The organism is Nocardia macrotermitis, from assembly GCF_009604405.1.
Classification (GTDB): Bacteria; Actinomycetota; Actinomycetes; order Mycobacteriales; family Mycobacteriaceae; genus Nocardia; species Nocardia macrotermitis.
On sequence record NZ_WEGK01000001.1, the window covers coordinates 539,837 to 559,536 of the forward strand.

Here is a 19,700-nt window from a genome sequence, read left to right on the forward strand (position 1 = left end):
AGCATTTAGCGTTGCACCATGCGATTCGCCTTCAAAACCTCACCGCAGAACACCACCTGGGCCGACATGCTGGCGGTCTGGCGCGCCGCGGACCAGATCGACGTCTTCGAGTCCGGTTGGACCTTCGACCACTTCTATCCGATCTTCTCCGATTCCACCGGCCCGTGCCTGGAGGGCTGGACAACACTGACCGCGCTGGCCCAGGCCACCACCCGGCTGCGGCTGGGCACGCTGGTGACCGGCATCCACTACCGGCATCCGGCGGTGCTGGCGAATATGGCCGCGGCACTGGACGTCATCTCCGACGGGCGGCTCGAACTCGGCATCGGCGCGGGCTGGAACGAGGAGGAGTCCGGCGCGTACGGCATCGAATTGGGCACCGTGCGTGAGCGTCTCGATCGTTTCGAGGAGGCGTGCCAGGTGTTGATCGGGCTGTTGAGCCAGGAGACAACGGATTTCGACGGCAAGTTCTATCAGCTGAAGGAGGCGCGCAACGAGCCGAAGGGTCCGCAGCGGCCGCATCCGCCGATCTGCATCGGCGGCAACGGCGAGAAGCGCACCCTGCGCATCACCGCGCGGTACGCCCAGCACTGGAATTTCGTCGGCGGCACCGCCGAGGAGTTCGCGCACAAGCGTTCGGTGCTCGCGGCGCACTGCGCCGATATCGGCCGCGATCCCGCCGAGATCACCCTGTCCGCGCATCAGCGGCTCGAGCCGGGTCAGAGCAACGCCGAATTCATGGAGCAGATCGCCGCGTTCGAGGAGAAGGGCCTGGACCTGGCGATCATCTATATCCCGACGCCACACGATCCGGCCGTGCTCGAACCGCTGGCCGAGGCGATCCGCGATTCGGGTCTGCTGAAGTCCTGACCGCGCAGGTGTCCGATGAGCGGGCACGACCGTCGTGACCGGCACGATTCGGGCCTACCGTCGTTGCTGTCCCCACTACGGTGTGGGGACGTCAACGACAGCAGTTTCGGAGGTCCGTGGATGTCGCACGAGGTTGTTCGTCGAGTCGAGGAGGTGGCCGCGAAGTTCGCCGCGGCCGCCGATGCGACCGAGCGTGGGGGCAAGCTGTCCGACGAGAGCGTCGCGCTGGTCCGGCAGGCCGGTGTGATGCGCATGCTGCAACCCGCCGAATTCGGTGGTTACGCAGCGCATCCCGGCGATTTCGCCGAGGCCGTGATGGCGGTGGCCAAGCGCTGCGGCGCGACCGGGTGGGTGTGCGGGGTCGGCGGCGTGCACCCGTGGGAGATGGCGCTGCTGGATCCCCGTGTGGCACAGGAACTCTGGGGTGAGAATCCGGACAGCTGGATGGCCTCGCCGTATGCGCCCCAGGGCACCGCGACGATCACCGACGACGGCTATATCGTCAAGGGGCACTGGAACTTCTCCTCCGGCACCGACCACTGCGACTGGGTGGTGCTGGGCGCGCTGGTCTGCGGTGCGGACGGCGCGCCGACCACCCCACCGCAGGTCCTGCACGTGGTCATTCCGCGCGCGGACTACACGATCATCGACGACTCGTGGGACGTGATCGGCCTGTGCGGCACCGGAAGTAAGGACGTCGTCGTGGACGGCGCCTATGTGCCCGCCTACCGCACGATCGACTCCAGCGAGGTCGCCGAGGGCGAACTGGCCGCCGAACGCGCGGGCCGCACCGAAACCCTCTACAAACTCCCCTTCTGGGCCATGTTCCCGTTGGGCATCACCTCCGCGGTCATCGGCATCTGCGAGGGCGCACTCGACGCCCACCTCGACTACCAACGTGAACGCGTCAACGCCATGGGCACCCGCGTCAAGGACGATCCCTATGTCCTGTCGGCGATTTCGGAGGCGGCCGCGGAGATCGCCGCCTCCCGCACCCACCTCATCGACGGCATCAGCCGCCTCTACGATCTGGCCGACGCGGGCAAGACGATCAGCTTCGAGAACCGATCCCTGGTGCGCCGCAACCAGGTTCGCGCCGCCTGGCGCGCCGTCGCCGCGGTGGACGAGATCTTCGCCCGCTCCGGCGGCAACGCCGCCCGCAAACGCACTCCCCTGCAACGCTTCTGGCGCGACGCCCACGTCGGCCTCCAGCACGCCATCCACACCCCGGGCTCCCTCTACCACTCGGCCGCCCTGACTTCCATGGGCACGGAACCCGAAGGCCCGTTGCGCGCGATGATCTGACTGATCCGATAGCGCTGATACACCCACGGCAACGTCTGATGATCTGCGCCGCACTGACACAGGCGAAGGAACTGCGATTCGACCCGCTGGCAAAGACTCTCGGCATGAGCCCACCGACCCTGAGCAAACACGTCGGCCAACTGCACGAGGCAGGTTACGTCGCCACCCGCCCCGACCACCGGGACTCGCGCCGCCAGTGGATCAACCTCACCCCTGTCGGGCGGGAGGCGTATGAAGGGCACATCGCGGCCTTACGACTTCTCATGCCGGAATAACGGACGGTAGGACATCACCTGGATTGTTCAGCGGCACAACCGATGTCGCGCCGTGTGAGTTACGCACGCGGGCGGTGGGCGCTCGGCGGGGTGCCGGTCCATCGGGTGAAGGATCTGCTGAATGCCGCGGCGCTGGTGTAGCCGAGGCGGGCCGCGGTCTCGGTGACGGTGAGGTCGAGGACGCCGAGCATGTCGAGGGCGAGCGCGCAGCGGACCTCGTCTCGGAGGATGCGAAAGTTGGTTCCCTCCTCGGCGAGTCGTCGGTGCAGGGTGCGGCGGTCCATGTTCAGTCCGGCCGCGATCTCGTCCGCGGTGGGGGCGGCGTGGATCTGTTGCAGGAGCATGGCGCGGATCCTGGTGGCGAGTCGACCGCGCTGGTGGCGACGCTGCAACAGGTCCAGGCACTGCTGCTCGCACAGGGCGGCGGTGGCCGGATCGGGCATCGACATCGGTTCGGCGAGCAGATCGAGCGGAAAGGTCAGTTCCGTGGTCGGGCGGTCGGCGATGATCCGGACCCGTTCGATCGGATCGTGCGCGAGGTCGGTGAGCATCCGGGTCATACCCTCGGTCATCTTCGCCACGCGGTGCTCGGGAAGCGCCAACTCGAGACGCGTATCGCCGAGCCGATCCACGAGTTCCGGGCTCAGACAACGCAATACGATCACGCCGAAGATGATGACGATATCCCGTTCGAGCAGGAAGGCACGGACGTCGGCGGGCAGGTCCTCGTGCCGGAACGTTATCCGCCCGGTCGTCCTGCCGAAGCCGGCCGTGATGTCGATGAACCGGTTGCCGATCCGCAGGGTTTGCAGTGCGACGCGCAGGGCGTCGCCGGCGGTGGGGCTGCTGAGCATGGCGAAGCCGAGCAGGCCGAAGTTGGTCAGCGAGAAGCGCATTGCGACCTCGGTGCCGAGTCCGGGTAGATCCCCGAGGGTTTGCACCAGGTTTCGCGCGACGGAAAGCTCTTGTACGGCTTCGACTTCCAGGTCGTCGGCGTCGAGATCGGCCGGCAGGAGTCCGGTCGAGGCGAGCAGACGACGCTCCGCGATCCCGTGCTCGATTCCGACCCGGACCAGGTGCCGGATTCCGATGACGCCGCGCCTGAAATCCCATGACGGTTCCTCCACCGTGCCGAAAGTATCAAGGTTCTGTCCCACGGGGTCGTTCCGGTCGGCTCGAACGACTCGTACGGTGACGTGAGGTTCCGACGCGGTGCCGTCCGCCAGCGACAAGAAGGTCCACAACCGATGCGTTCCAAGGTGATTCGATGGCTCGGACTTGCTGCCCTGTGCTTTGCCGAGTTACTGGTGTTCCTGGACAACACCATCGTCAATGTCGCGTTGCCGAAGATTTCGATGGATCTGGGCGCCAACACCTCCGGGTTGCAGTTGGTGGTGGACATGTACACGCTCGTATTCGCGGGCTTACTGCTGACCGGCGGATATCTGGGTGACCGCTTCGGACGCAAAACCGTGCTCCTGGTCGGAATCACGGGTTTCGCGGCGGTGTCCGCGCTGGCGGCGATATCGCAGGACCTGGAGCAACTGATCACCGCACGGGCGGGCCTCGGGCTCTTTGCCGCCCTTGTGTTTCCGGCCACCCTCGCCATCGTGGTCATCCTGTTCGACAACCTCACCGAACGCGCGATCGCGGTGGCGACCTGGGCCGCGGTCGCCGGAATCGCCGCCGCGATCGGCCCGGTGGTGGGCGGTTGGCTGCTCGACCATTACTCGTGGGGTTCGATCTTCTGGATCAATGTTCCCGCCGGTGTCGTCGCCCTGTTCGGGGTCGCGGCGCTTATTCCGCCCAACAGGAATCCCGAAGTCGGACGCTTCGATCTCGGTGGCGTGGTGCTGTCGATGGCCGGCATCTCGATCGTCGTCTACAGCGTGATCGAAGCCCCGCACCACGGCTGGCCGACCATCCGCACGATCGGCGGGCTCGTGGTCGGTATCGCGATCATCGCGGCCTACGTGGTGTGGGAGAACCGATTCTCCTCGCCATTGTTCGACATCCGCCTGTTCCGCGACCGCGGTTTCGCCGCCGCGGCACTGCTCCTGACATTCGGCATGTTCGCCCTCATGGGATTCGTATTCCTGATGACGCAATATTTCCAGGGCATCAAAGAATTCTCGCCTTTGGAAACAGGCACCCGAACACTGCCTTTCGCCCTCGCAATGGCGATTTTCGCCGGCCCGAGCATGTGGTTGGGCTCGAAGATCGGCGCGGGCCGGATCGCCGCGATCGGATCACTCGTCATGGCCGTGGCCTTCTGGCTCACCGTACGATACGACGCGAACACCTCGTACTGGGGCGTGATCGTGCCCGTCATGATCACATTGGCCGCAGGCGTGGCACTGGTCTCGGGACCGGCGACCTTCCTGGTCCTCAACGAGTTGTCGACCGGACAGGCCGGCGCCGGATCCGCGGTCAACGACACGAGCCGCGAACTCGGCGGAACACTGGGAGTCGCCGTACTCGGCTCGATTCTCGCGTCGGTGTACTCCGCAAAGATAACCACCGGCCTGGCCGACATCCCATTGCCGCAACCCGCACGCATCGCGGCAACGAATTCCATGCTGACAGGAGTCCAGGCCGCCCGCTCGGCCCCGGGCCCCATCGGCACCCAACTCAGCGGCCTCGTCAAAGGCGCCTTCCTCGACGGCTTCCACCTCGCCTCCCTCGTCGCCGGAAGCGTTGCGGCAGTCGCCGCTGTCGCCGGATGGCTCTTGTTCAAACCGATCCCGAAACCCTATGCACCACTGCTGAATCCGACGATTTCAGCGGCGGGTTCGTGACAGAAGGCGAGCACTCCCCCCGGGACTGCGATGGCTCGAGGGATGCAATTGCCCTCGGCATCCACCTCCCCGAGCTGGTGATCCGCGAGAGGGTGTCCGTCGACGCGACTCCAGGAACGCACATGCACGTACTTCTCCGCACGCTCTCGCGGACCGGTGTAGTTGGTGACCTGGATCAGTTCGTGTTCCAGGAATATGACATCGGTGCGATATTCCTGCCTGTTGTTGATGAAACCCGGAAGACGATACAGCTGTGCACCGGTCGCGGTGGCGACGAGGACGTACGGCTCGGCATCGTTGGGAGTACGCCGATCGGTTTTGACCTGCTGGGTGTTGTCCAGGCTCGAGGCGACCACTTCGGGGGTATGCAGCATGCTGGTCACGCTGGCTGTGGTCAGCTGGTGTGGGCCGGTGAGGACGAGCTTGTCGAAATCGGAGGCGTTGGCCGGAAACCAGGAAATGACAACGGTATTGGCGATACTACTCAGGAGGGCACCGCCTTCTTCGGGGAGTCCGGTATCTTTACCGAGAGTGCGGGTGTGCACGACAGTGCCTGTGGCGGAATCGATCTCGTCGACCTGAACCCACCGCTTGTTGCCTTCCTGGCAGCGAGTGACGCGATAGATCGATGTGTCGGTGATAGCCGTCTGTGCCTTGCTGTCGGCGCACTCGCTCGGATCCACGGTCGCCGACCACATACGCGCACCGGTCCGGGCGTCGTAACGCATGACACGAGTGTCATCGGAGCCGATCAGAGGCTCGGGTGTCGTACGCGGCCAAGAGTATTCGCCGACCTGGAGACTGACGGCATCGTAGTCGTGAGTGAAATCCGAGTTCTTCCACAGTATTCGACCCGTCATCGCGTCGAATGCCTGCCAGCCCAACCACTCCCAGTGCGCGATCACCACCGTGCCGTTGTCCAGTGAATGCAGACTGTCGGGGCTGTAGCGCACGGCGTCGGCATCCGCGGGCATATTGTCGGGTTGGATGCGCAGGTAATGCCAGCGAGGCTTCCCTGTGACACCGTCGTATGCGGTGAGCCCCGGACCTGCGGCAGCGACGAATCCCGCCCCGCCCGGCACAACATCCATCGCTGCCACACCGAAAGCGGTATCGGTCGCCTTGGCCTGAATTCGATACCGCACGCTTCCCAGCCGGCTCGGCACGGGTGCTACAGCCACCACGGACGCAGTGGTGTGATCGACACGGACATCGTCATCGCCTGCACGAACCGCCACAACGGTCACCGCTACGGATATCAACAACCCCACCGCCGCGAGCACACCGTAACTACGCACCGATACAACGCGAACATGCTGCGGCCACCGCAACACCCCCGCCGACAGTATCGTCGCCGCGACAACCAGAACCCCAGCGCCGATCGCGGTAGGCAGACTCTCGAACAACGGGTACTGCCAACGGATTACGGCATACCGCTGCGCCAGATGGCTCGTCAAAGCCATGATCGGCAACACCGCGACGCCACCCAGAAACATGAACGCGACAGCAGGCCCGGCTCGATCCTTCCACGGCCACCGCAACTGTGGCCGCTTCACCGCAATCACCACAGCGGCAACGACCAGAGCGCCGACAACCAACGCTGTGATCGCATACCGAATCGAGAGGCCATCCGCATCCACCTCAGCCTGCCGCCGGAAGAAGTACGCGCGATCCCCCGGCCGATCCGAAGCGAACCCAAGGCTGTAAATCGCCAGCCCAACCCCACCAACCAGCAACCCAGCCCCAATGCCAGCGGCCCCCACGGCCACCCGTACTCCCCAATCCAGCAACCGCGAACTCTTCCCACCGCTCGTCACGACCAGAGCTTCACGCCGCGTCTCATCGCCTGTCATCCCCACTCCTTCGATTCGGAGCGTTCCCCCGCCCCACGACATCATCCAAAACTGTAGCGATCTTATTTGGCAGCAAGAAGCGGAACCAACTCGCCCGCAAGTTTGACCGGATAATCACATGACCCGCTGGAGTAGACGCCATCCAAAAGCAATCGGTAATCAGTCATTTCTACAGCCAGAATACATTGACCCGGGTACTTCGAATCGCTTTCGAGTACGGCAGCCCGCCCGGCCACTTCAAGTTCGCGCATTTCCTGTTGCTGCACGCCCTCAACCCACGACTTGAAGTATTGCAGAGTAAAATTCACAGACTCCAGATGGAATTTCTCAGAGCGCCCTGGACCATACGCCATCAGACAACCCTTGAATTTCAGATTATACTCATTAAAGACATCGCGGAACTCGTTCGGCGCACTGACCTCAAGGTTCAGCTTCGAAAGGTCGGCCTTAGATATAGCAATGCAGGGGTCGAGATCAAAAGGCTTCGAAAACAGTTCTGTAGTTGCATGCGATGCCGAAGGCTCCGCTCCACCCCCGCAGCCAGCTCCTGAAATCAGCGCGCCCACCAGTAGCGCTGCATACAGGCATGAGCGAAATCGCAATCGGCTCATTTCGTACTCGGTTCAATCTTTGAGCCGCCAGACAAGAAGTTTTCCAATTTTTCCTTAGATGTAATCAATCCGTCACTCAAATCTTGTTTATAGGTACTATCGTAAGGCACGCGATAGTCTTTGTAGCCATCAGGCCATCGCCCAAGACCTGCCGCAGAATCTGCAGCCTGCAGCCGACTATCGAAATCGACTACTGCCGCATCTCCAACATCATGCGCACGAGGGAACGCAACTATCGTAGAGTCCGGCTTAGGATTCCACTGCTCAATACTGCTATCCCATCCGTCGTCGCGAATATTGCCGACAATTCCGTGAACAATCTCGCCACCTGGAAATTTATTCACCAACTCTTTGGTAGCGCCTTTGAATACTTCCTTGGCAATCTTCGAAGCCTCTTGTTTAACGTCATGCGTGTCCTGCTGGTGCGCCAACCCGTCCATCGCATGATGCACATGCTGATAAGATCCGGCGTTGAGGATTGCCGCGTTCACCCGAGAATCTAGATTCGCCAGCGTCTCAGGAGTTCTGACCGAGTCCGGATCATGACCGCTGATAATCTGATTCACAACGGCTTGATCATATAGCTGGCGCGAGGTCTCCAAATAGAGCTTTCCAGTATCTGATTGCGCGCCCAAAAACAGTAGATGGTCCACATCCGGACCACTGAGGTGTGCGTTTGTGCCGTCGACCCCGGTTGTTAGAGCCAAACCTGCCATAGAATCCAGATTCGGTGCGAGGGTCTTTGACAGCCCAGTAGCCAATTCAGGATTAGCAAGGAAAGAGTCTGCGGTTAGTTGGAATATCGACTTACCTCCCTGAGTCAGCATATTTCCATCTTTGTCATGAGGTGCAAGTATATCCGGAAGCTTTGCATAAGCCTCGCGAGACATATCGCCAAGATGGTCTTTATCGTGGGTATGTTCGCCGATCCAGTCAACAAGACTGGCAGCCGACTTACCCTTATCGTCCCAGGTATGTTGAAATACCTCGGAGCCGAACTTCGACGGGTCGTAGTTCCCGTCGTGCTTATAGTCGTCGCCGATTGCACCGAACGACAGGTCGGCGGGGAGAGGCTTGCCCGTGTGAGAGTTCAGGCCGGTCAAGAGTTGGTAGGCGGATTCATGGTTGGTGCCTGCTACGCCAAGGTATTTCTCTGCTGCTGAGTCGAGAGTGTGGTGGTCGGGTTGGTCGAAAAAGCCGTCGGGGGTGATCGGTTTCCAGTTTTGGTTGATCCACTGGTTAATTTGGGGGTCTTTGCCGTCCATGTAGGCGGCGAGGCTTGCACCTTGGCGGCCGAGTTCGGTGCCGAAGGTGGTGCCGGGTTGTAGGGACTGGTCGCCGTGGGAGATGAGGTCGGCGAATTTGATTTCGTCGGTGAGGTGCTTCTTGAATACGTTGGGGCCTTGGGGTGCGATCTTTCCCCAGTCGGCGTCTTCCAGGCGGCTCGAGACGAGTTTGCGGACGTCCGAGGGCAATCGGGTGTAGTCGCCAGGGGAGATGAGCTTGCCGGTCTTGTCGATGCCGGTGCCGACCTTCTCGCTGGAGAGCATCTTGATGCTGTCTGCGATCGCGTTCTGCTGGGCTACCGCCGCCGGGGACGTCTTGCTCTCGGAGTTGAGGTGGTCGTTGAGGGAGAGCAGGTTGTCTGCGCCGAGGTCTTTGTAGAACTCCTTGTAGTAGTTCTGTACCTCGGCCGGGACCGTGACGTTCTTGCCGTTGTTCATGTCCTCGATGTCCTGGGCGGACAGGACGCCCTGCGGCATTCGGGACAGGATCTCGTCTATCGCCTTGGAGTCGTTGCGGCGCAACGCATCAGCGAGGGCTTTTGCATCCTCGTCAGCCAAACGCGCGCCTGCCGCCGCAGTGCGGTCGTCGGACACATCGAAGCTGGAACCGAGCAGATCGCCTGCGGCACGGATGAATTCGGCTTGGTCGGTGATCTTCTTCGCGGCGTCGGTAGCTGCGGCGTTCAGGGCATGGTAGGCGGTATTGATCAGGTCCTGGTGTGCGTGGACCTTGTCCGCGTTGGTACCCGAGACCTCCCAGCGATCGCTGACGGTCAGCCCGGCGGCGATGGCGTCGTTGACCTTTCCCAGCAGGACCGTGCGGTGTGAATCCAGTGAGGACGCGGCCTGTCGCAGCACAGTCGGCAGCTCGCCGACCTCGCCGGCGAGTTTCGTGCCCTGGTTATAGTCCTGACCGACACGGTTGTAGGCGGCGTCATAGGCTTTGCCGGACCAATCGGCGTGCACGTCCGAGAAGTGCTTCTTGGTCTTGTCCAGCTGTTCCTTCATGGACTCGTTTGCGGTGGTGACGGTCGTCGCCAGATCGTTGAGTCTGCCTGTGTTCCAAGCTTTTACCTGCGATAGGAGAGCCATCACTTACCTCCCAGATGCCGCACATCCAGCTCGTGCATGGCTTTGGCGAAGTCCGCGTCGGTGGTCTGTAGGTCCTTCGCGGTCTGCGTCACTTTCTGTCCGACCTGGTCGAGCCGACCAGTCACCCGCTGGTATGCGCCCTCAATGAACTCACCCGCCTGCGAACATGACTGTGCGACAACGCATCCCGGCAAGGCATCGCCGATGTGATCGGATACCCCGCGAACCTTCAGCTCCCCGATGGCTTTGCTCGCATTCCCGAGCACCGTTGCCACCTTGTTCAGCTGGTCGATGTCAGCCTTCAGCATGCCTCCCCCTTCGTAGATTCCTCGGCCCACCTGGAATGCCCGATCCTAACAGCGGCCACCACCGCGCGCAGGACGCTCATCAGCGGACTCTCGCCAACTTCATGAGATATTTGGCCAGTTGATCCATGCTCGTCGGGGACAGGGCCATGTCGTCGCCGACGCTCAGGATGTACCGGCCGTCGCCGCTGAAATCCAACCAGGTTCGATGCTGTGGCGGCGGGGACATCGGATCCTCGGGCGATACCGTGACCGTCAGGTAGCCGCGGGCGTCGATAGGGCGACGCAGTGCCAGACGCAGGCGTTTCGCGCGGCGACTGGTCTCGGTCTCCTGCCATTGTCCGGGTTCCGGAAAGAGCACCGCTTTGCGCGGTTCCCGCATCGGTGTCAACTGGCCCGGTCGAACGGAACCCATCGCTTTCACCAGGTACTTGACCGCATCGCGGGCACTTCCCGACACCACGGTCACGGTACTGTCGGTACTGAAAACCGCTGCGCCCCAATGTGAGAACACGACTCCTAATGCCAGCACCGGATCCGGTTGCTGCTCCCCATCGACAAACCGGTCACCGAACGCCGTAATCGTGGTGACGTCGCTGCGGACAAGGAATTTCAGCGCACCCGTCAGATCCGGATCACCATTGAGGGGAAACCGTTCTTCGAGTTTCAAAGCGGCTGCGGCATTTTCGGAGGTCTCGATACCACGCGGCGCAAGGTTGATCGGATACGGACGGCGATCCTGCCGAGTCTCGGTCGCCCAGACATGGGTGAACTCGTCAGGTGTGAACGTCCACTTCACTCGTCGTCCCCCAGCGGGCCTGTTCCCGTCACCATCTCCGGCCCGGAATTTGCTGACGGCACCGGCTTTTCGTCATCATCGAGCGGACTCTTCCCGGTGACCGACGAATCCTTCCGCGCGGCAGGCGGATTCGCAGCAGTCGGCGGAGTGCGTGTCAGGGACCGTTCGTCGGGTCCGAACGGTCCTGTCGAACTCGGGCGGGTCTGTGCCTCGGGCACCGCAAAAGGTCGGCGCGGTTGCGACTCCGATGGCGCGGCTACAAGGTCGTCCGCGGCTGCCGAAAAGTCGTCGTCCTCGGCCGAGGGGAATTCGTCGTAGTCCTCCGAACTCGGCCCGATCACGCCCGGCTTGGCCGGCGGCAGCTTCGACAACTCCTCGCTGCGGCGACGCAGGTATTCCGGACTGGTTCGAGCGGCACTCTGGGTCTTGGGCTCATTACCGTGCCCACCATGCGGCATACCGCTCGTCGGCGAACTCGACGTCGGCGCAGCGGACGTCGATGCGGCACGCGCAGTATTCACAGTCTGCGCATTCGTCGAAAGCGGTTGTCCGGACACGGATTTGCCGGGAGCCTGCGGGCGTTCATCACGCTCGGCTACCCCAGGACCACTGCCCACCCCCAGAGACGGTCCCGCCCCGCCACTCAATCCCGGTGCACTCGGAGAGGCCGCGGCCGAAGGAGAATTCTGGATGGCGTTGCTCGCTGTCCCAGCAGTGTTACCCGACGAACCGAGCGATGACGACGGCGCAGTGGCCGAACTGTGCGTCGAAGCGGCCTGAGTCTGGTTCGTTCCGGAATTCGACTGCGCCCCATCGTGGGTCGTCTGATTGTCCGGCTTGCTATTGCCAGGTTGATTGTCGCTGGGTTTGCTGTCACCGGGCTTGCTGTCGCCCGGCTCGTCGTCCTTCTTCGGATCGTTCTTCACAGCCTTGTCGGCCGGCACACTGTCGCGGTCAGTCGAATTCGCTGGAATCTTCGGTGCCGCTGGCTGGCTACTCGGCTGCGCAGGAGCCGGAACGAAACGCGGAACGCTATCCCCAGACGCCGGAAGGGTGGGGTTATAGATGTGCGTACAGGCGTCTTGCGCCTCAGCCTCTGCTGCCGCTGCCTTGTCCTGGTACGCGCGCAGCGCAACACCCGAATCAGCGGCTTCCTTCGCTGGATCAGGATTCGGTTTGTACGGAGCAGGAGGCTGCGGAATAGCCGCTTTTACTGTCTGCGCAGCACTGGAATTCAGATCCATCAACCGCTGCACGGTCAAAGCTGCATCGTGAGTTTCACCGGCGGCGGTTCCGATCTCGGATATCCCATCGTGCGCCGCTGTAGCGAAAGTTCCTGACCACGAGGATATTTCGCGCTGCACCTCTTGGTGAAAGGTCTCGAAGAGGTCGTGCAGATGTTGGGCACGATCACCCCATTCGCTCGCGGTCTGCCCCAATGCCCCCGGGTCGAGCTTGTCATGTACAAGATCCCAGATCTGCTGGTGTCGATACCCGTTGAACGCTTCACGGTCTGCCACATAAGCTGGATCCATCCCTGCCTTCGTGAAACCACTGACCTCTTCGAGCGCCCTCTCCTTCTGATTGATATCAGCAGCGATTTCCTGCGGAGTGCGCCTCCCCATAACATTCTCCCGTCAGTAATTTCCGATACGCGGAACAATGCTACGCACTAAATCAACTATGCCCGAACATCTTTCAGGCGTCGGTCCGTCGATCAGATATCCCGCGATGATTCGATCGAAATCCACGTAACCAGCTTTCGTCTGCAGTAACACATCGCAGGACTCAGGCGTCTTAGTCCGAACGATCATCGCTGCCCGACCCTCGATCGTGGCGTCTTCGATCTGAGCGCCATCCGTGGTGAACTTTTGACGCCCCTCATCCATCGTGCGATTCCCTGACAAGATCTCGATACTATACGCCTTGTCAGCAGTCAAAAATTCGCAGCTAAGGAACGTATACTCTGCGTGTATGTCGATCGATCGTTTACGTGTGCTCGGATCATATCCGATTTTTTGTACAGTGTGGTCGTCGATCCACGTACATGGATCAAACGCTACATCGGGACGGTTCTCATTCTGCTGTTTCGGAGGCTGAAGGCTCGGTGCCGTCAACGTTGGAAACGGCGGATGGATCGCCGAATTCGACGTAGCGGCCGCAACTGAAGAGGCCGCAGCGCCGCCACCATCGTGGTCGGCGGTACATGCTGCGACTACCAGAGTAGTTGCCACGAAGAGAGAAGCAGCGGAGACCAACCGGATTCGGTCTCGCTTAACTGTTCCCAGTTTCATTTACCGCCCTCAAGCTTTTGGGTCGCTACTTTAATTGCCTGGCGGGTTGCAGCATCTGCCTCAGCGAATTGCTTTCCTGCGATCAGGAAAACCGCCTTGTAGCGAAGCGCTACCTCCTGAAACGAGGTCAGGGTCTCGACATACTCATATCCCTTTGCTCCGAAACCCTGAGACAGGCCGCGGCCGGAAGGAAGGTCAGGAAACCCTGTAACCCGAGTCAGAACCTGCGACGCGCGAATTTCGCTCTGCAACCCCGCAGCCAGCTTGTCACACGAAGCAGCCAGCCGCTTCGCGCTGTCCTCCGGCATCACGAACGTTCCTGCTTGGGCAGCCGAGTATGCTGCCTGCGCATTCGTCTGTCCCTTGTCTGGTAGCGCCATCGTCGCTCAGCCCCCACAGTCTCAATCGTCAGGCATACGCCCCTGCCGCTTCGGGAGTTTACCAGTGCGAGAACAGCTCTGCGGTGTGGCGGGTCCCGGAATGCGGTCAGCCGACGTGCTTCAACGTGCCCGCCGAGAACGCCTTCCCGCCAGGCTCGGGTCACCATTCGAGGGGGCGCATTCGACCACTGCGGATCGTCTCGGTCAGCGTAATAGCCAGCACCAACATCCTGCCGGGCTTCGAGTCCGGCAGGACTGCCCGGATCACGCAGCAAGCGGGCTGAACTCTCCGGCGCGGATGCCCGCGATGAAGGCTTCCCACTCGCCCGAGGTATAGGTCAGAGCTACGTCGTCAGCTCGGAGAATGGTTTCGCCGGTCGATGCTTCATACTCGATCGCAGGGAGATCTGTTGTCACAGTGATGGATTCGCCCAGGGTGACAGCAGTCAGAAACTTCGCCCATGCTGTCGTCCGGACCGAGAGGATCGGCTGTTCAGCCGGGTCTCCCTGGTACTTGCTATCGCGGATGAGCACAGCCTCCGCATCCCGCAGGATCTCGACACAGTTCGAGGTATCTCGCGAGAAGGACGACTTGTACCAGCCAAAACTCACCTCGACACAGTTCGTCGTCTCACGGGAATACGACGATTTGATCCAGCGCCGGTCGGTATAGATGGTCTTCATGCGAATGATGCTACTCATCCAGTTTGTCTAGTTTTCCTGCCGATTCCTCGATCAGCGCCAAGGAGTCAGCGCGATCAAGGGCTTGGTTCTGGACATGCTGGAACAGGCGATCGAGATCGAAGATCTTATCGGGATCCTCGATGATACTTGAGGCCAGCGACCACTCGTACCAGGCCAGAGGCCCTAACTTGGAGCTGGGGAAATCGAGAATATGGAAGGTACAACCACCGATGATCGGGCCGGTTCGACTGGTGAACGGAACGACTCGGATATCGATTGTGTCCGGATGATCCTTCAACGCCCGAGCAATACGAAGCAGCTGCTCACGAAGTACGCGCGGGCCTCCGATCTGCTGCTCAATCGCAGCTTGACTCATGACCGCAACGAGACGGAGCGGATCGTCGTCGAACAGTCGTTCCTGACGCTTCATACGGAGCGCAACACGACGCTGCACTTCCTTGGCCGGGATGCCGATCTGATCTGCTTCGACAAGCGACCGGGCATATGCTTCGGTCTGGAGTAACCCTGGTATCAGCAAGCTTTCGTAGCTGCGCACCTCTTCGGCACCGAACTCCAGACCGAACCAGTTGATGGACTGGGGCGAGAAGATCTTGTTGTACTGCGACCACCACCCGGTACCTACAGCAGCCTGTCGAAGCGACCGAAGATACTCCTGTTCGTCCTCTGGGAACTCGAGCATGTCGAGAAGGTGCTCGAACTTCTCGGACACCAACAGCTTCTTGTCGTTCTCAACCTTCGACCAATACGTGCTGGTGAACTGGAGTTCTTTGGCGATTGCAGGCCCAGTGAACCCATGCTCCTCTCGTCGCGCCCGAAGCCAAGCAACGATCTCCCATCGAGCGGCTGTCGGTGACACCGGTGCCATGTAGAACCCAACCCTTCTTCAGAAGTAGGACGCGACGGACAACTCGCACGATACCTCAGAGACTGAACCTAGCTCCACATGTTCGCATAGGCATTTCATCGAAACACTTGCGTGGTCTTATTGACCGATCTAGAGTCCTGAGTGTCGGCAGTCACATGGCCGGACCTCATCAGCTTCCGCGTCAACACGACCATCCACCCCGCTACCAGCAGCAAAAGGTGATGACATGCTTCAGCTCGTCTCGGCAAACGATGTGGATTCCCGCCAGCTCGCGGCGCTGTACGTGGGAGCCGATTCCTGGTCTCTCCCCTGGCTGCCCGGCAGAACCGTCGACACGGAAGTGGCGGCCGCGGCTGTCGGTGCGGGTGCGGCGCTGTTGCAGCGACCCAGCTCGGACGATCCGGTTTGGGTCGAAATACATAGGGGTGCAGCACTTCTCGGGGTGTCTGCGCGGGAGCTGGCCGAGGTTCTCGATGTCTTGTGTGTTGTACCCGATCAGATCCTGGAGTGCAGACAGGGCCGTCTGCGCCCGCAGCTGAACATCAAGCAGCGCAACAGATTCGGATGGGTTACTCGTGCGCTCACAGGATGTCAGCGCTTACGGCATCGACTGTGATCGCATTGCCCGGGAAGGATGAATTGCTCGTCGCGTGCCGGGGCCTGCCAACGAGCCCACATCCCGTTCTGGACGCGGCAGCGGAACTGGTTCTCCTGCATCAGGATCGCGAGCAAATCGCAGCATGCACGAACAGCGGAAATGACTGGCACAGAACGCGATTGATACGTCGTATCGACCGTTGGGTGACATTCGTAGCCCCGACGCCGTTCCCATCGGCACGTGTACACAGTCAAACCGTCGGTGAGGTCGTCGACCGCATTGCGTATCTGACAATGCGGACGTACATCGTGCTCGCTGACGCATCCGACCCGTGGTTCTACGACGCTTACGTACTGCTCGAGGACATGGGCGATGCCTATCAGGACCTGGTGGACGAAGTCGCGGCCGGACTCCGACGACTGCCCGGAACATCAAATCTCAACTGAGACAACATATTCGGGGTCGACACAGGCCCCGCGCACTGCACACCCGGAGGGGAAATCAGTCATGCCGTTCACAGCCTGCCCGGTCAGGCACACCGCAATACCGGAGGGGTACCTGTGAGTCGCCGCACCGCGATCGGTTACATCCGCAGCGACGTATCCACCGATCGACAACCGTGGGATGAAAGCCGAATCCGAAGTACCGCACAGTGTCTCGGATACAGTCTGTCGAAAATAGTTGTGTTCAGCCAACGTACGCCCGAGCCTCTCTATCGTCTCATGACGTCGGTCATCAGATGCGGTGCCGCAGCGGTATTCACACCGCACCTGGACCACTTCGACGGTGACGGACTCCCCCGCGAGCTGATCAAACTCGCCGATCTGATCACCGTGGACGACGAACAGACGTACTCCCGCTACGCACTGTCCGACCTGCCCACCACATCCAGCACCGCAATCCGAAAGCACGGCAACGCACTCGGACGTCTGTTCAGCAAGCACGCCGGGCACTTCTTGCTCTGGGATCCGAGCACTCTCGCCGACGCGGTCTGGCGGCAAGTCGGCATCGACCCCGCCACGCTCAGCACAACGATCGGGGGTTTCGATCGAGTCGAAGGATTCAAACGCTGTGGCGGACAAGACAATCCACGCACTCTCGCGCTCGATGTCTGGTCCCAGCTCTACACAGAGGAAGACTTCCGCCGCAAACACGCCGAGGTCGAATTCACCCCCATCTCGATCGCGGACCGTCCCGGCCTGCAATTCCGGCCCATCACCGATCGCCGAGGAGACCAGTGCCATCTTCTGTTCCCCGCAAGGCAAGGATCGTTCGGTATCAACGTGCTACGCCTGAACCCCCGAACCCCATCCCTACCAGCCACCAAAGCAACCGAGGCTGCCGCCGTCATCGTCCCACTGCTCCCGCGATAGACGCCGCAGCAGCGACGGCACCAAACCCCCACGCCGCGCCTCATCGCCTGTCGATTCTTGCTGGTTACCCCTCTTGCTGAGCGATTACGACCAGCGCCGGGAGCGCACGAGTGCAGGACGTGCGAGGCGGGCAGCTTGCGTGGCTTGGCTCAGGTCGGCGCTCGGGTGCGCAAGGCCCTGGGCCGTCCACCTCGACCGTCCCGGGAAGCCGTTCTTGTAGGCTCCGGACGTGTCTAGAGTGACGGCCGCCGCCAAGCGCCTACTGGTTGGTCGCCCGTTCCGTAGTGAACGGTTATCCAATACCCTGTTGCCCAAGCGGCTCGCGCTGCCCATGTTCGCCTCCGACGCGTTGTCGAGCGTCGCCTACGCCCCGGCCGAGATCTTCACCGTGTTGTCCGTCGCGGGGCTGTCGGCGTTCACCTACACACCGTGGATCGCGGCGCTGGTCTGTGTGGTCATGGTCGTGGTGGTGGCGTCCTATCGGCAGAACGTGCACGCCTACCCCAGCGGCGGCGGCGACTACGAGGTCGCGACGACCAACCTGGGCCCCGACTTCGGGCTGGTGGTGGGCAGCGCGCTGCTGGTGGACTACATCCTGACCGTGGCGGTATCCGCGGCATCGGGCGTGGCGAACATCGGATCGGCGATCGCGATCGTCGGCGCGCATCCGGTGTGGGCCGCGGTTATCGTCGTCCTCGTGGTGACCGGCGCGAACCTGCGCGGCATGCGCGAATCGGGTGCGGCGTTCGCGATCCCGGTATACGCGTTCATCATCGCGATGATGGTCATGCTGGTCACCGGTGCACTGCGCTGGCTGCTCGGCTCGCCGATGCGTGCGGAAAGCGCCGGGTTCGAGCTGCGTCCCGAGCACGCCGTCTCCGGATTCGCGCTGATCTTTCTGCTGGCGCGTGCTTTCTCCTCGGGCTCCGCGGCGTTGACCGGAGTCGAGGCCGTCTCCAACGGCGTGCCCGCATTCCGTAAACCCAAATCGCGCAACGCCGCCACCACGCTCACCATGATGGGTGCGCTGGCCGTGACGATGATGCTCGGACTGGTCGGCTTGGCACTGATCACCAAAGCCCGGGTTGCCGAGAATTCCAGCCAGTTGATCGGAGCGCCCGCGAACTACCAGCAGAAGACGCTCATCGCCCAGATCGCCCAGGCCGTCTTCTCCGGATTTCCGGTCGCCTTCTACTTCTTGTCGATCACGACCGGGATCATCTTGTTCCTCGCGTGCAACACCGCGTTCAGCGGCTTCCCCGTGCTCGGGTCGGTGCTCGCGCAGGACCGGTTCCTGCCACGCCAGCTGCACACCCGTGGCGACCGGCTCGCCTTCTCCAACGGCATCGTGCTGTTGTCGATCATGGCCCTGGTGCTGCTCGTGACGTTCCGAGCCGATGTGAACTCGCTGATCCACCTGTACGTGGTCGGGGTATTCGTCTCGTTCACCTGCTCACAGGCCGGGATGATCCGGCACTGGAATCGCCTCCTGCGCACCGAGACCGAACCCGCCGTGCGGAGGCGGATGCGGCGCAGCCAGACCATCAACCTCGTCGGGTTCACCGCCACCGGAATCGTGCTGCTCATCGTGCTGATCACCAAGTTCCTGGCCGGAGCCTGGATCGCGGTCGCGGGGATGGCGGTGTTCTTCGTGCTGATGAAGGCCATCCGCCGCCACTACGACCACGTCGCGCACGAAACCGAAGGCGACGCGCAGGACATGCTACTGCCCGGGCGGGTCCACGCGATCGTGCTCGTGTCCCGACTGCACCTGCCGACCATGCGCGCGCTGGCCTACGCGCGAGCCACCCGCGCCGACACCATGGAAGCGGTCACGGTCAACGTCGACCCGGCAGACACCCGCGCGCTCGTGCAGCAATGGGAGAACCACGACCTGCCGGTGCCGCTGAAGGTGGTCGAATCCCCCTACCGTGAGGTCACCCGCCCGATCCTGGAATACGTGAAACGCCTGCGGGACAGACGCCCGAACGACCTGGTCGTCGTCTACATCCCCGAATACGTACTCGGCCGCTGGTGGGAGCAACTGTTGCACAACCAATCCGCGTTGCGCATCAAGGCCAGACTGCTCTACACCCCGGGAGTCATGGTTACCTCCGTGCCATGGCAACTGGCGTCCTCGCGCGGACAGGACCGGCGGATCGGCGCTCGCGCGGACCGAGAACTTCAGACCCGTCCGCGCCACGTACCACTGACGTCCATCTCCGCCGACCCGATCGAACAACGCGATACCCAGGACACCGCCTGAGCCCAGCCCGGCTCGAATGCTGAAC

Annotated in this window: 18 protein-coding genes; 7 read left to right on the top strand and 11 right to left on the bottom strand. The window is 61.9% G+C overall.

All coding sequences use genetic code 11. The features are described from left to right. The first annotated feature begins 18 nt into the window (after positions 1-18). From NRB20_RS02335 to NRB20_RS02345, 3 genes are all read left to right on the top strand, one after another. Positions 19-870, top strand: a complete 852-nt coding sequence (locus tag NRB20_RS02335; RefSeq protein WP_153407469.1) for an LLM class F420-dependent oxidoreductase — start codon at positions 19-21, stop codon at positions 868-870. A gap of 120 nt (positions 871-990) precedes the next feature. Further along, complete coding sequence (locus NRB20_RS02340; RefSeq protein WP_153407470.1) at positions 991-2,175, top strand: acyl-CoA dehydrogenase family protein; 1,185 nt, start codon at positions 991-993, stop codon at positions 2,173-2,175. 38 nt (positions 2,176-2,213) lie between these two features. Then, entirely contained in the window at positions 2,214-2,450 is a 237-nt protein-coding gene (locus NRB20_RS02345) for a transcriptional regulator (RefSeq protein ID WP_153407471.1), read from the top strand. 59 nt (positions 2,451-2,509) lie between these two features. Here NRB20_RS02345 and NRB20_RS02350 read toward each other — a convergent pair whose 3' ends face one another. Then, positions 2,510-3,577: a helix-turn-helix domain-containing protein gene (locus NRB20_RS02350; RefSeq protein ID WP_194289688.1), complete on the bottom strand. Its 1,068-nt coding sequence runs from the start codon at positions 3,575-3,577 to the stop codon at positions 2,510-2,512. A gap of 120 nt (positions 3,578-3,697) precedes the next feature. Between NRB20_RS02350 and NRB20_RS02355 the strand changes: the two genes are divergently transcribed. After that, positions 3,698-5,248, top strand: coding sequence for an MFS transporter (locus NRB20_RS02355; RefSeq protein ID WP_153407473.1), 1,551 nt, complete (start codon positions 3,698-3,700; stop codon positions 5,246-5,248). Here NRB20_RS02355 and NRB20_RS39210 read toward each other — a convergent pair. From NRB20_RS39210 to NRB20_RS02405, 10 genes are all read right to left on the bottom strand, one after another. Continuing rightward, the gene (locus tag NRB20_RS39210; protein ID WP_194289689.1) at positions 5,203-7,017 is read right to left on the bottom strand and encodes a PQQ-binding-like beta-propeller repeat protein; all 1,815 of its coding nucleotides are present in this window, start codon (positions 7,015-7,017) and stop codon (positions 5,203-5,205) included. The two genes, NRB20_RS02355 and NRB20_RS39210, sit on opposite strands and share 46 nt — an antisense overlap. 146 nt (positions 7,018-7,163) lie before the next feature. After that, a complete protein-coding gene (locus NRB20_RS02365; RefSeq protein WP_153407475.1) occupies positions 7,164-7,667 on the bottom strand; it encodes a DUF3558 domain-containing protein in 504 nt (167 codons plus the stop codon). A 41-nt stretch (positions 7,668-7,708) separates the two neighbouring features. Next, a complete protein-coding gene (locus tag NRB20_RS02370) occupies positions 7,709-10,090 on the bottom strand; it encodes a TPR repeat region-containing protein (protein ID WP_153407476.1) in 2,382 nt (793 codons plus the stop codon). After that, positions 10,090-10,398: a hypothetical protein gene (locus tag NRB20_RS02375; RefSeq protein ID WP_153407477.1), complete on the bottom strand. Its 309-nt coding sequence runs from the start codon at positions 10,396-10,398 to the stop codon at positions 10,090-10,092. Before NRB20_RS02375 ends, NRB20_RS02370 begins: the two co-directional genes overlap by 1 nt. Before the next feature lie 79 nt (positions 10,399-10,477). After that, positions 10,478-11,194, bottom strand: a complete 717-nt coding sequence (locus NRB20_RS02380) for an ESX secretion-associated protein EspG (protein WP_153407478.1) — start codon at positions 11,192-11,194, stop codon at positions 10,478-10,480. Next, a complete protein-coding gene (locus NRB20_RS02385) occupies positions 11,191-12,819 on the bottom strand; it encodes a WXG100 family type VII secretion target (RefSeq protein ID WP_153407479.1) in 1,629 nt (542 codons plus the stop codon). The genes NRB20_RS02380 and NRB20_RS02385 overlap by 4 nt, the downstream gene beginning before the upstream one ends. A 12-nt stretch (positions 12,820-12,831) precedes the next feature. Then, positions 12,832-13,428 carry a DUF3558 domain-containing protein gene (locus NRB20_RS02390; RefSeq protein WP_194289690.1) on the bottom strand — a complete coding sequence of 199 codons (597 nt, stop codon included), beginning with the start codon at positions 13,426-13,428 and terminating at the stop codon, positions 12,832-12,834. Positions 13,429-13,484: 56 nt separating this feature from the next. After that, complete coding sequence (locus tag NRB20_RS02395; protein WP_153407481.1) at positions 13,485-13,868, bottom strand: hypothetical protein; 384 nt, start codon at positions 13,866-13,868, stop codon at positions 13,485-13,487. A 264-nt stretch (positions 13,869-14,132) separates the two neighbouring features. Continuing rightward, a complete protein-coding gene (locus tag NRB20_RS02400) occupies positions 14,133-14,552 on the bottom strand; it encodes a DUF397 domain-containing protein (RefSeq protein WP_153407482.1) in 420 nt (139 codons plus the stop codon). Positions 14,553-14,562: 10 nt separating this feature from the next. Then, positions 14,563-15,438, bottom strand: a complete 876-nt coding sequence (locus NRB20_RS02405; protein WP_153407483.1) for a helix-turn-helix domain-containing protein — start codon at positions 15,436-15,438, stop codon at positions 14,563-14,565. 612 nt (positions 15,439-16,050) lie between these two features. Between NRB20_RS02405 and NRB20_RS02410 the strand changes: the two genes are divergently transcribed. From NRB20_RS02410 to NRB20_RS02420, 3 genes are all read left to right on the top strand, one after another. After that, a complete protein-coding gene (locus tag NRB20_RS02410) occupies positions 16,051-16,482 on the top strand; it encodes a DUF4254 domain-containing protein (protein WP_153407484.1) in 432 nt (143 codons plus the stop codon). Positions 16,483-16,758: 276 nt separating this feature from the next. Further along, entirely contained in the window at positions 16,759-17,409 is a 651-nt protein-coding gene (locus NRB20_RS37450; protein WP_194289691.1) for a DUF3558 domain-containing protein, read from the top strand. 229 nt (positions 17,410-17,638) lie between these two features. Then, a complete protein-coding gene (locus NRB20_RS02420) occupies positions 17,639-19,675 on the top strand; it encodes an APC family permease (protein WP_319944350.1) in 2,037 nt (678 codons plus the stop codon). Positions 19,676-19,700 lie beyond the last annotated feature (25 nt).